The sequence below is a fragment of the Nocardioides sp. genome, from assembly GCF_034670285.1.
In the GTDB taxonomy this organism is placed as follows: Bacteria; Actinomycetota; Actinomycetes; order Propionibacteriales; family Nocardioidaceae; genus Nocardioides.
The window spans coordinates 1-12,356 of sequence record NZ_JAXMNS010000056.1 but is presented as its reverse complement, the minus strand read 5'-3'; the positions used below and the strand labels follow the sequence as shown (position 1 = coordinate 12,356).

Below are 12,356 nucleotides of genomic sequence, written 5' to 3'. Positions count from 1 at the left end.
TACACCGACGGTCTGATCGAGCATCGCAGCCGGTCGATCGATCAGGGCCTGGCGGAGGTCCTCCACGTCGTGGGCCCGCTGGATGGTAGCGCGCAGCAGACCTGCGACGCGCTCTTCGACGCCAAGATCGCCGGTCCGACCGACGACGACGTCGCCGCCATCGTCGTCCGGTTCCCGCGCGCCGACGAGGAGACGGGCCCTTAGCGGATCGGCGCACCCGAGATCGTGCGGGCGATGACGAGACGCTGGATCTCGGAGGTGCCCTCGAAGATCGTGTAGATCTTGGCGTCCCGGGCCCAGCGCTCGACGGGGTACTCGCGAGTGAAGCCGTTGCCGCCGAGGATCTGCATGGCCTTCTCGGTCACCTTGATGGCGGTCTCGCCGGCGAAGAGCTTGGACATCGAGCCTTCGGCCGCCTCGAACTTCTTGCCCTGGCTGGCCATCCAGGCCGCTCGCCACACGAGCAGACGGCTGGCGTCGATGGAGGTCTTCATGTCGGCCAGCGCGAAGGCGATGGCCTGGTTCTCGATGATGGCCTTGCCGAACTGCTCACGGGTCTTGGCGTAGTCGAGGGCGACCTCGTAGGCGGCGCGGGCGATCCCGATCGCCTGGGCGCCGACGGCCGGGCGCGTGCGCTCGAAGGTGGCCATGCTCGCGTTGCCCTTGCTGCCCGACCCTTCGCGAGCCCGGGCCAGACGCTCGTCGAGCTTGTCCTTGCCGCCGAGCAGGCAGGCGCCGGGCACCCGCACGTTGTCGAGCACGACCTCGGCGGTGTGCGAGGCGCGGATGCCGTGCTTGAGGAACTTCTGCCCCTGCGCCAGGCCCTTCGTGCCCGGAGGCACGATGAAGCTCGCCTGGCCGCGGGTCTTGAGGTCGGGGTCGACGACGGCGGTGACGACGTGGACGTCGGCCAGCCCGCCGTTGGTCGCCCAGGTCTTGGTGCCGTTGATGACCCACTCGTCGGTGGCCTCGTCGTAGCGGGCGCGGGTGCGCATCGCGCCGACGTCGCTGCCGGCGTCCGGCTCGGAGGAGCAGAAGGCGGCGAGCTTGAGGTCACCGGGGCTGCCGAACATCTGCGGCACCCACTCGAGCACCTGCTCGGTGGTGCCGTTGGAGCTGACCCCTGCAGCGGCGAGGGCGGAGCCGACGATCGAGAGCCCGATGCCGGCGTCGCCCCAGAAGAGCTCCTCCATCGCGACCGGGATGCCGAGACCGGTCTCGTCGAAGCCCTGGGTGGCGAAGAAATCCATCGAGTAGATGCCCGCCTTCGAGGCCTCCTCGAGGACGGGCCACGGGAACTCCTCGCTCTCGTCGTACTCCGAGGCGGCCGGACGCATCACGTCCGTCGCGAAGGTGTGGAGCCAGCTGCGCAGCTCGAGGTGGTCGTCGGTGAGGTCGAAGCACGGCGTCTGGTCGGACATGGCGTCACGGTAACCGTTGGCGGACCGGCCGGGAGCGGACTCCGCCGATCGGTCGGCCCGCACTTCCGGGGTGATGCGACCGGCGCGGGACGTGCGTACGGTCGTTGACATGACAACTACTTTCCGCACGGCTCGTTCCCGTACCGCGCTCGCCGGCCTCGCCGGCGGCGCCCTCGTCGTCGGCGGCCTCGGAGCCGCCGGCATCGCCGCGGACACGCGGGTGGACCGCGGTGCCCAGGACACCACCTACGCCTTGCCCGACGGCTTCCAGCCCGAGGGGATCGCGACCGGCAAGGGCCCCACCGCCTACCTCGGCTCCCTCGCCGACGGCGACATCTACGCCCTCGACCTACGCTCCGGCAAGGGCCAGGTGATCAGCGAGGGCCCCGGCACCTCGTCGGTCGGCCTCAAGGTCGAGACTCGGCAGAACCGCCTCTACGTCGCCGGCGGCGACACCGGTACGGCGCGCATCGTCGACGCCGGCTCCGGCGACATGGTCGCCGACTACACCCTCACCGACGGTCCGGCCTTCATCAACGACGTCGTGCTGACCAAGCGTGCGGCCTACTTCACCAACTCCGCCGCTCCCGAGCTCTACCGGGTGCCGATCACCAAGAAGGGTCGGCTCCCCGCCGAGGGCGCCATCCGCACCATCAGCCTGCGCGGCGACTTCGAGCAGCCCGAGGGATTCGGCGCCAACGGCATCACGCGCACCCCAGACGGCAAGGCCGTGCTCGTCGTCAACTCGAACGACGGCACCCTCTTCCGCGTCGCGACCCGTGGCAAGCGCGCCGGAGCAGCACGCCTCGTCGACCTCGGCGGGCAGTCGCTGACCAGCGGCGACGGTATGCTGCTGCGCAACCGCACACTCTACGTCGTCCGCAACCGCCTCAACAAGGTGATCGAGCTCAGGCTGTCGAAGACCGGTTTGTCCGGCCGCAAGACGGGCGTACGACGCTCGAGCACCTTCGACGTGCCCACCACGATCGCGCTCAAGCGCGGGCGTCTGCTGCTGCCCAACGCGCGGTTCGGCACGACGCCGACCGCTGACACCGAGTACACGGTCTCCTCGCTGCAGAGGCGCTGAGACGCCCGAGGCCCCCTCCGCCGCTGTGCGGCGTGAGGGGGCGCTCGGCTCGGATGACCGACCTACCAGACGATCTTCTCGGCGAGCTTGAGGCTGGCAGGCACGTTGATCTTGCCTGACCGCACTTCCTTCATCGCAACCGCGGTCCGCGCGACGATGGCGCGGCGCCGCTCGGCGGTCGACTCGGCCCCCTTGGCCAGGCCGTCGTAGGCCGCGAGAAGGGCGACCTGTCCGGCAACGACCGGCGCGGCCATCGACGTACCGGACGCCCGGGCGAGCCGGTCCCCGGGGACCGGGCCGACGAGGGCGGAGCCAGGGGCGGCGACTGCGACCCAGTCGCCGAAGCTCGAGAAGTCCGCCAGCGCGGTCACGTCCTCCTTGAGTGCTCCTGCACTGAGAACCTCGGCGAGCGAGCTCGGGTAGGTGGGGGCGTTGTTGCCCTCATTGCCCGCAGCCGCCACGACCACGACGCCGCGCTTCGAGGCGTTGGTGATCGCGTGTGTGATCAGCTGCGAGCTCACTTTGCTCGACGTCCCGAAGCTGAGGTTGACGACGTCGACACCGGCGTCAGCGGCCTCGAGGATGGCCTGGGCGATGATGAACAGGTTGCCGTTGCCGTCGCTGTCGAGCACCCGCATCGGCATCACCTTCGTTCCGGGAGCGACCAGCGCCACCAGGCCCGCGGTGAAGGTGCCGTGGCCGTAGCCCGAGTCGGTGTAGCCATCACCGTTGGTGTCGATACCGGAGGCGACGTCAGTGGGGTCGGAGTCGTCGGACACGTAGTCGTAGCCAGGGGTGACCCGACCCTTGAATGCCGGGTGCGCAGCGTCGATGCCGGTGTCCAGGACGGCCACCGTGGTACCCGCGCCGGTGCTGCGCTTGTAGGCCTCGGGCAGGCCGAGCTGCTTGACGGCCTGCTGCTTGTAGTAGTCCTCGGAACCCGCCGGACTCGACCCGCTGGCGTCCCAGGAGTGGAACTGCCAGGAGTGGAACTGCCAGCTGTGGAACTGGCCCCAGGAGTGGAACTGGCCGGAGCCGGTGAGCTGCAGGTCGAAGTTGGGCTCAGCGTAAGCGACGCACTTCTGGGGTGCGAGCTGCGCGGCCAGCTTCTGAGCCGCCTCCATGCTGCCCTGATAGGCCGGGTCCTCGCCGTGCACGAGGTAGATACCGCGTGACTTCAGGACCGGGGAGTCCACGACCACGGGGTAGCGCGAGTCGAGCGAGCTGAGTGAGCAGCCGTCGGTGTTGCGCACCTTCAGGACGACCTGCGCCGGACCGTCGCTGGTCGTCGACGAGGTGGACGTGGTCGATGTGGTGTTCGAGCCGGATTCAGCTGCGGTCGCCGTGACCGTCCCGAGCCCCAAGCTCGAGACGGTGGCAATCGTCGCCGCGGCAGCGGTGACGAGGGAGAGTCGACGTCGGTTGACGATGGTCATCAGGCACCTCTGGGAGCATGGGTGGAGCGGGGAGTGGGTGTGCTGGTGGGGACGAGCCCCAATTCGCCGAGATTCAGGTCGGCCACGAGACTGATCTGGCCGTTGCCGGTCCGCAGCTGCTGCGGTCCGGGTCGTACGTCGTCGAAGCTGAAGCGTCCGTGGCTGTCACACACCACGGTCCGCGTCTCGGACCCCTCGAGACCGAGCACGCTCTCGAACGGGCCCTCCGCACCGGCATCGAGGGGCAGGACCTGCCCATCGATCCTCAGGTCGCCGGTGGGAGTACGGGTGATGTCGAGCACCAGGTCGGCGTGATCGCTGGAGTAGGCCAGGTGCACGACGTCGTCCAGCACGTCGGTCGATCGGGTGCCGACGAGCTCACGGTCCTGCGTGGAGTCGAAGAGCAGCGCCAGCGTGACCTCGACCGACGTCTCCGCCAGGGTCGCGGTGGCTTCCTGGCACGCGAGGAAGCTGCGCGTCAGGCGCTCGGCCACTCCGGGCGGCGGGTCGTGCAGCGGCACGGCCGCCGCCAAGGCGAGGAAGTCACGAGTCCACCGCAGGGCGTGATCGGCTCGCGGTCCCCCGTCCTGGAGCAGGCGGCGCACGACCGCTTCCTCCGCCGGCGAGAGCCGGTACTCCACGAGGTCGGCGAGTCGCGCCAACCTGGGTTCGGGCGGTGACTTCGTCATGAGGCGTTCTCCTCGGTGAGCTTGATTCTCAAGCGATCCAGGGCGCGCGACCGTTCAGAGTCGTGCGCATCGTCAGGGTTCGTGGGGGTGGGCATGGGAGCGCCCACCGGCAGCCGCGCGTGGTCGAGATAGGCGCGGTCGATGAGGTGGTGCAGGTCGGGAGGCAGCTGGGCGAGCGCCTGGTGGAGCGTGATGACGCGGTCCCACTCGCAGCCCATCGTGAGCGTCACCCGGTGCGCCGCAGACGAGTCGCTTGCGCCGTTCGTGGGTCGGCCGGCGGGTCGCCGGTCGCCGCGCTCGGCGCGGGAACGCTCGACGCGGCCGATCTCCTGGCGGGCCATGGTCACGAGCCAGGACGCCGGCCGCAGCAGCGGCTCGGGGCCGTCGGAGGCGTCGAGGAGCGCGAGGAAAGCGCCCTCCACCACCTCGGTGGCCTCCTCCTCGTCGAGTCCCTCGCGCAGCCCGATGCTGTAGACGAGCCGCGCGTAGCGCGCGACGAGACCGTCCCACGCGGTGACGTCGCCCGCCACCGAGGCTGCGAGGAGCTCGGCGTCGGTGAGCGCGGAGCCCATCTCGTCGGTCCTTGCCGTCGAAGTTGTCATCAGAGGATCCCGTCCGTGGTCTGCGGCGCGCTGTCGGCTTCGCTGAGCTCGTACGCCGCCGCGCCGGCGACGTAGACGAAGGGAGCCCAGTAGTAGGGGTGGGAGTGGTCGATGGCGACGTCGAGCTGCGCCAGTCGCAGCGCCTCCGCCGTCGGCGTACCGGCGTCGAGGTGAGCGTGCAGCGCGCGCATGACGGCGACCGTCACGGCGTCGTCCACGAGCCACTGGCTGACGATGACGCCCGAGGCGCCGGCAGCGAGGAAGGCCCACGCGAGCCCGACCGGCTCGGCGGTCCGCACCGACATCCGACCCGACTCACAGGCACTCAGCACCACCAGGGCGCCGCCGAGGTCGAGGTCGAGGACGTCGGCCGACGTGAGCCAGCCGTCGCCCAGCTTGAGGGCCGAGAACAGCGGGTTGTCGGGCCGGTAGAGCCCGTGGCAGGCGAGGTGGACGCGCTCGGGGCCGGGCACGTGCGCGGCGAGGGCCTCGCTGCTCGCCTCGGCACCGCGGAGCACGAAGGAGTCCTGCCGGTTGCTGAGGAACTGTGCCTCGTCGCTGATCTGGGGACCGAGGTCGTCGGGCACCGCCAGGGCGAGCATCCCGACGAGCGGGCGCGGCGGCTGGGTGGCCCGGCGCGGGAGGGTGGGGCTGAGCGTGACCGCCCACTGTTCGGCGAGGTGGATCTCGCCGTCGTGCAGGGCGTGGAACGGCACGCGCTGGAGCTGCCGGTGCGGGACGACCACGAGCTCGTCGACGCGCGTGGCCTCGAGCAGGTGCTGCACCGGCTTGAGGACCAGGGCGTGCAGGGCGGTCAGCACGGCCACGGTCGTCTCGGTGAGTGCGTGGGCGTGACGGCGGACGAAGACCGCGCCGATGGCGAAACGGCTCCACTGGGCGACCAGGGCATCGAGGCAGCGGGTGATGTCGGGCATCACGTCGACCAGGCGTCGCAGGTGCACCTGCCCGTCGACGATCACGAAGACCAGCACGTCGTTGCTGAGCACGTGGAAGTGCACGACCGGTCGGCCGGTGCGCGACTCCTGGAGGATCCAGCTCCATCGCTGCTGGTCGCCCATTGTCGAGCGCGACGCCAGGGAGACCGCGCCGCCGGAGGTCGTGGCGACCGAGGCTCGCAGTCGCAGGGCGGCCAGCTCGTCCTCGAGGCAGCCGGCCCGCTCACGCAGGAGCGCGCGGCGGCTGGCCTCCTCGGCGGTCTGCAGGGCCGTGTAGGTGGCGTTGAGGTCGCTGCGCAGCTGCTGGAGCTCGCCACCGGCGGGGGCGGCGGTCGCGACGGCGGCACGATCGATCGCACCCGCCTCGGACCCGACGGTGCCGCCGGTGAGGTCGAGCAGGGTCTGAGCCTTGGCGAGGTCACTGAGGCGGCAGGCCTCCTCGACGTCCTCGGAGGTGCCGCGTCGCGCCAGCAGGTCGATCAGGGCGTCGTGCGCGGCGACCCGGTCGGAACGGAAGGCGATGCGCAGCTGCGGGTCGCCCAGCGAGGCCCCGCGCGACTCCACCAGCTCGACCGCCCGTCGCAGCGCTGTCTCGGCCTCGTCGACGCGACCCTGCTCGATCGAGACCCGCGCCAGCCGGAGGTCGTAGGCGTGGCGGAGCTCGGGGATGCCGAGGTCGTGCACCAGCGGACCCAGCGCAACGAGCAGCGCCGAGCGCCGCGACATCGAGGGCGCGAGGTCGGACTCCAGCAGTCGCGCCGAGGCGAGCGGGATCTGCCACCGGCCGGCCTCCAGGGCCGTCATGGCCTCGTGCAGGATCGTGCTTGCGAGCTCGACGTCCTCGCGCAGCACGGCAAGCTCGGCCTGCGTGAGCTGCACGCGGGCGAGGTACTGGCGGTCGTCGGTCTCGGTGAAGAGACGCTCGGCGCGGCGAAGCTCGGTTGCGGCCCCGTCGAGGTCGTCGAGACCGATCATCGCGAGGGCCAGGGTGAAGCTGGCGTATCCCGCGTCGTGGCGCAGGTCGTGCTCGTCGGCCCGCAGCGCTGCCTCGACACACGCCGAGCGGGCTTCGGCGTACAACCCGGCGGCGAGGTAGGCGCGACCGGTCTCCAGACCGGCCCGGACCTCCTCGGCGTGGGCGCCGAGCTCGGCGAGGGTCGTGCGCGACTCCTCGAGCACGGTGAGGGCCTCGACGAGCGATCCCAGCTGGTGGAAGGCCTCGGCGAGGTTGACGGCGCACTTGGCCGCCCAGAGCCGGTCGCCGTCCGCTTCGAACGCCGCGCGGGCCGACGCCAGGCACTCGACCGCCTCCCGGGCGCGGCCGAGCGCCAGGAGCTCGATGCCCCGGTTGGCGCGCTGCTGGGCTACCTGCACCGACAGGCCGAGAGCGGTGTAGGCCGACTCGGAGGCGGAGTAGCACTCCAACGAGCGCTCGTGGAAGCCGGTGAAGCTGTGGGCGACGCCGACGTTGCAGAGGGCCGCGGCTCGCACGGTGTCGCGCTCGACCCTGCGCTCGACCGGCACCGGCAGCGCCTCGAGCGCGGCGAGGACACCCTCGCCGACCTCGACAGCGGCGCCGTGACGACCGAGGTCGTCGAGCACCTGCATGCGGCCCAGGTCGGTGCGCAAGGCACCCAGCTCGTCGTTGACCTCGAGGAGCGCGGCTCGCGCTGCGGCGATCAGCTGGAGTGCACGCTCGAGCTCGCCGCGCTCGGCACACACCCGAGCCCAGGCGTACTGCGCGCGAGCGGCGGCCGCAGAACGGCCGGGGACGTCGTCGGAGGCCATGACCAGCTCGCACAGTCGCTCGGCCGACGCCGGGGCGACGTGCAGGAGGTCCTCGGCGCGGGAGACCAGTCGCTCGAGAGCCGCCCGGTCGACCTGGACGGTGGCGCGCAGCTGGCGCAGACCCTGCTCCACGGACTCGTCACGAACGAGGGCATCGACGAACTCGTCGGTCAGCTCCACCTCGGACACCGTCATCACACCGCACCCGTCGGGAGCGACACGCCGTGCGCGCCTGAGCCGGCTGAACGCGCGGGCAGGGAAGGATGCACTACTGACGTCAGCATCTTCACCCCCACGGTTTCGATGGCCCCGAAGGGCTACGACCCGGAGAAGCCGGGCCAAAGAGCGTGTTCAAGAACACGCTGGCTGGCCCGTACCCGGGCCGGGAGGACTTAGACGTCAGTCGTGCTTTTTATTTTTTGGAGGTCTGGACCACCCTCAGTCGGCCAGCCACGCGGCGTAGGCGTCAAAGGTGTAGGGCCTCCCGAGGAAGTCCGCGACGAGGTCGGCGGCGTCCTTCGAGCCACCCGGGGCGAGCACCCGGTCGCGGTAGCGCCGGGCCACCCCGGTGCCGGCGGCGTCGAAGAGGTCGCCGGTGTCGAAGGCGCTGAACAGGTCCTTGGCGATCACCAACGACCACATGTAGGTGTAGTAGCCCGAGCTGTAGCCGCCGAGGTGACCGAAGCTGGCGAACATGTGGGTGCCCTCGAGGTAGGGCCACGCGGAGTACTGCTCCTGGAGCTCGACCATTCGGGCGGTCAGGTCGTCGGGGCGCTCGACGTGGAAGTAGTAGGACATCGCGGCGTAGAACATCTGCACGCGCGCGGTGTAGCCCTTGCCGAAGTCGTCACTGCGGCGCATCGCCTCGACCAAGTCGGTCGGGATCGGCTCGCCGGCCTCGTCGGTGGCAAAGCTGCTGAGGATGTCGGCGTCCCAGGCCCACTCCTCGAGCATCTGCGAGGGCGCCTCGACGAAGTCCCACTCGGTGGCGACGCCGGCGAAGCGCGCCCACTCGACGTGGCCGCCGAGCACGTGGTGGACGAGGTGGCCGAACTCGTGGAAGAGCGTCACCACGTCGTCGTGCTCCATCAGCCCGCGCGAGAAGTTGCAGACCAGCACACCCTCGGGCAGCTGGCGCCCGGCGACGCCGTCGGCGAGGGTGAACTGCGCCGCGTGCTTGTACTTGCCGGCCCGCGGGTGCAGGTCGAGGTAGATGCGACCCAGGAACGCGTCCTCGTCGGTGAGGTCGACGACGTCGTACGCCGCGACGTCGGGGTCCCACACGTTGGCGTCGGTGACGCGGTCGTAGCGGAGCCCGAAGAGTCGACCGGTGACCTCGAGGAGCCCCTGGCGCACCTTGTCGAAGGCGAAGTAGGTGCGCACCCGCTGCGAGTCGACGTCGTACTGCTCCTTGCGGACGAGCTCTTCGTAGTAGGAGGCGTCGAAGTTGAGCACCCGCTCGGCGTCGGGGTGGTCGGCGCGGTAGCGCTCGAGGAGGATCGCGAGGTCGCGCTCCATCGGGCCGGCTGCGGCGTCGGAGATCTTGTCGATGAAGGCCGGGATCGCCGGACCTTCCTTGATCATCTTCACGTCGGCGTCGTAGGCCGCCCAGTCGGAGTAGCCGACGAGGCCGGCGAGCTCGTGGCGCAGGTCGAACATCTCACGCAGCAGCGGGTCGGTGGCCGGCCAGCCGCGGTCGAGGAAGGCCAGCGTCATATCGCGACGGACGTCCTGGTCGTGGGCGAACATCCGGGTCGGGACGGCGTCGGGGTAGTCGGTCGTGACGGTGACCAGGCCCTCGTCGTCGACGGGGTGGGCGTCGAGGAAGTCCTGCGGGAGCCCGGCGAGGCGCTCCGGCGCGACGCGGATGCTGCGCACGTCGTCGCGAATGACCTTGCCGAACTCCTGGTCGATCTCGGTGAGTCGCTCGCTGATCGCGGTGATCCGGGCGCGGGTCTCGTCGTCCTGGTCGACGCCGGCGCGGGTGAAGTCGGCGAGCACCTTGGTCATCAGGCGGGAGGCCTGCTCGTCGAGGCCCGAGGCGTCGAGGCCGGAGAAGACCTCGTAGAGGCCCCGGTCGAGGCTCAGCTCGGTGAGCAGACGCATCACGTCCTGCTCGGCCTTCTCGGCCGCCGAGCGCACCGACTCGTCGGGGTGCACGTTGCCGTAGAGCGAACCCATCGCGGCGACATTGCCGAGCCGGAGCGCGGCCTCGTCCCAGATGCGGAGCGCTGCGAGCGCTTCGGTCGGCGGGGTCTCGCGCAGGCCGCCGATCAGCTCGTCGGCAGCGGCGATCCCCTCCTGGGCGCGCGTGCGCACCCACTCCTCGGCGTGCTCGGCGGTAGGCAGGGTCAAGGCAGCAGGGGTCACGGCGCCCAACCTAGACGAGCCCGCCGGCCCCCGGCTCGCACCTGCAGGTGAGTGGCGCGTGCTCAGTACGGATAGCGGCTGCCTTCGAGGAGGAAGGTGGTGGGCCGGCGCTCGCCGGCTGCCTCGACCGCGATGACGGGGCTCGCCGGCGTACATGCCAGCGTCCGCAGCTTGCAGGTGACGACCTGCTGGGCCTGCAGCACGTTGTCCTGGTTCTCGTCGATCTGCTCCGCGACGCCGAAGAACGTGTCCTCGTCGCTCCACCCGGCCAGCGTGAAGTGCTCCCAGGGGGCGTCGATCGCGCGTCGTCGTCCCGTGGTGGCGTCATAGGCGACAGCGTCGGTGGGCCAGTGGGTGGTGTCGAAGATCGTGCTCCGGTCGGGTGAGAGCAGCCCCGTGCCATGGGCGGAGGACTCAGCGAGCATGCGGCGCGCGCCGTCAACGCGGAGGTTCACCCGGTAGCCGTCGTGGAACAACGTCTCGGCGTAGCCCTCGTAGAACTCGACGCGCTCGTCGTCGAGGCTGAGCGGCGTCGCGGACCCGTCTGCGAGATCGATCGTGGCGTCGTCAAAGAAAGCGCGCTCGTCGCTCACCCCGTCGAGCAGCGGCATGGTCTCGCTGTAGAGGTCGGCCAGGTCGTCGCCGCGGTCCGGCTCCTCGTCGGGCGTGCGGTAGAGCTGCTCGCCCGTGGTGGTGTCGAACACCGCCAGCTGGATCACGCGGGTCCCGTAGCGGTCGGTCGGTCCGTGCGACTGGTCGACGGTCGCGAGCACCGACCGGTCGGCCGACACCGCGAGGTTCGTCCACCCCACGTCGGCGACCTCCTGGCTGGCGCCCTCGGCGTCGGTGAACATCAGGACCCCGCTGCGCACCCAGTAGACGCCGGTGGCCCCGAGCACGAACTCGTCGACGCCCTTGCCGAGCCGGACCGTCTCCTCCCCCACGTGCAGGGTGTCGACGTGGAACCACGCCGGCGCGCCGACGTCCCACTCGGTCGACCCGACGGGCAGGGTGAACGGCGCCTCCGAGGGACCCGCGGTGGAGTCCCCACACCCAGCCAGCACGAGGCAGGTGAGTGCACCGACCGCGACCCGAGAGAGGTTCATGGGGTGATGATCCCCCGGGCCGGCCCGGCTACACCTTCGACGTCCGTCGGCCTCGACGACCAGGCGCACCACCTGTGGCGCGCACCCGCCGGTGCGCCCCGTCTTGGGCCCAGTCCTGAGCCCAGTCTTGAGCCCCGTCTTGAGCCCCGTCTTGTGGGTCGGCAGAGCCGTCGGATCCAGGCGGCGGCGTGCCGCCGACTCCCTCGATCAGTCCTGGCCCGCCCGGTAGCCCCACTCGAGGGCGCTCTCACGCGACCGCGCGCGGCCGCGAAGCGTGATGGTCGCTCGCGGGCCACCCTTCGCTCCACGCACGGCGGCCCGTCGGGCTCCGGCGACGACGTGCACCCGCTGGGCGAAGACCACGAAGCGAGCCTCCTCCGCGAGGCTCCCCGCCGGGGTCACGTCCACTGCCAGCCACAGCCCGTCCGGCTCGAAGCCGACGACCGGCTTTCCTGTGACCGAGCGCTCCCTGCCCACGGCCGACGAGGTGATCTGGAGGTCGAACTCGACCGCGCGGGCGTGCGCGCCGCGGGTCCGGCGCAACGACTGCGTCGCCTCGACGAACGCGCGCTCCTCCGACGAGATGACACCGGCCGGGATCCACGGCGCCCGTGGCCCGTCAGCGTCGATCCCGGGTCGGACCTTGTCACCGTTGACCCAGACATCTCCCCAGCTCATTCGTGCATCCTCGCACTGGACCACGGCCGAGCATCCGGAGGCGTTCGTTCGACCACGCCCGCTCGCCGCCGCTGACACCAGCGCGCGCGCTCACACGCTGTCGCGCAGGACGGCGTACGCCGTCCGCACCTCCATATCCAGGCGCTGGATGACCGCAAGGTGCTGCGCAAGCAGGGTCTGCTCAACGACGACGACGAAGATGACGACGAAGATGACGAAGACG

Annotated in this window: 10 protein-coding genes; 2 read left to right on the top strand and 8 right to left on the bottom strand. The window is 70.7% G+C overall.

Annotated elements, in window-relative coordinates; all coding sequences use genetic code 11:
* Nucleotides 1-204 (top strand): SpoIIE family protein phosphatase (locus VOI19_RS04520; RefSeq protein WP_323791763.1); only part of this gene is annotated, 204 nt, incomplete at its 5' end.
* Here VOI19_RS04520 and VOI19_RS04515 read toward each other — a convergent pair.
* A complete protein-coding gene (locus VOI19_RS04515) occupies nt 201-1,421 on the bottom strand; it encodes an acyl-CoA dehydrogenase family protein (RefSeq protein WP_323791762.1) in 1,221 nt (406 codons plus the stop codon). The two genes, VOI19_RS04520 and VOI19_RS04515, sit on opposite strands and share 4 nt — an antisense overlap.
* A 109-nt stretch (nt 1,422-1,530) precedes the next feature.
* Between VOI19_RS04515 and VOI19_RS04510 the strand changes: the two genes are divergently transcribed.
* Nucleotides 1,531-2,508: a superoxide dismutase gene (locus VOI19_RS04510; protein ID WP_323791761.1), complete on the top strand. Its 978-nt coding sequence runs from the start codon at nt 1,531-1,533 to the stop codon at nt 2,506-2,508.
* 62 nt (nt 2,509-2,570) lie between these two features.
* Here the strand turns inward: VOI19_RS04510 and VOI19_RS04505 are convergent, their stop codons facing one another.
* From VOI19_RS04505 to VOI19_RS04475, 7 genes are all read right to left on the bottom strand, one after another.
* Complete coding sequence (locus VOI19_RS04505) at nt 2,571-3,944, bottom strand: S8 family serine peptidase (RefSeq protein WP_323791760.1); 1,374 nt, start codon at nt 3,942-3,944, stop codon at nt 2,571-2,573.
* Complete coding sequence (locus VOI19_RS04500) at nt 3,944-4,633, bottom strand: hypothetical protein (protein ID WP_323791759.1); 690 nt, start codon at nt 4,631-4,633, stop codon at nt 3,944-3,946. Before VOI19_RS04500 ends, VOI19_RS04505 begins: the two co-directional genes overlap by 1 nt.
* Nucleotides 4,630-5,235 carry a sigma-70 family RNA polymerase sigma factor gene (locus VOI19_RS04495; protein WP_323791758.1) on the bottom strand — a complete coding sequence of 202 codons (606 nt, stop codon included), beginning with the start codon at nt 5,233-5,235 and terminating at the stop codon, nt 4,630-4,632. The genes VOI19_RS04500 and VOI19_RS04495 overlap by 4 nt, the downstream gene beginning before the upstream one ends.
* Entirely contained in the window at nt 5,235-8,174 is a 2,940-nt protein-coding gene (locus tag VOI19_RS04490) for a CHAT domain-containing protein (RefSeq protein WP_323791757.1), read from the bottom strand. Before VOI19_RS04490 ends, VOI19_RS04495 begins: the two co-directional genes overlap by 1 nt.
* Nucleotides 8,175-8,417: 243 nt before the next feature.
* Nucleotides 8,418-10,349 carry a M3 family metallopeptidase gene (locus tag VOI19_RS04485; RefSeq protein ID WP_323791756.1) on the bottom strand — a complete coding sequence of 644 codons (1,932 nt, stop codon included), beginning with the start codon at nt 10,347-10,349 and terminating at the stop codon, nt 8,418-8,420.
* A 62-nt stretch (nt 10,350-10,411) separates the two neighbouring features.
* Complete coding sequence (locus VOI19_RS04480; protein WP_323791755.1) at nt 10,412-11,455, bottom strand: hypothetical protein; 1,044 nt, start codon at nt 11,453-11,455, stop codon at nt 10,412-10,414.
* Between the two features lie 207 nt (nt 11,456-11,662).
* Nucleotides 11,663-12,133, bottom strand: a complete 471-nt coding sequence (locus tag VOI19_RS04475; RefSeq protein ID WP_323791754.1) for a hypothetical protein — start codon at nt 12,131-12,133, stop codon at nt 11,663-11,665.
* Nucleotides 12,134-12,356: the final 223 nt, after the last annotated feature.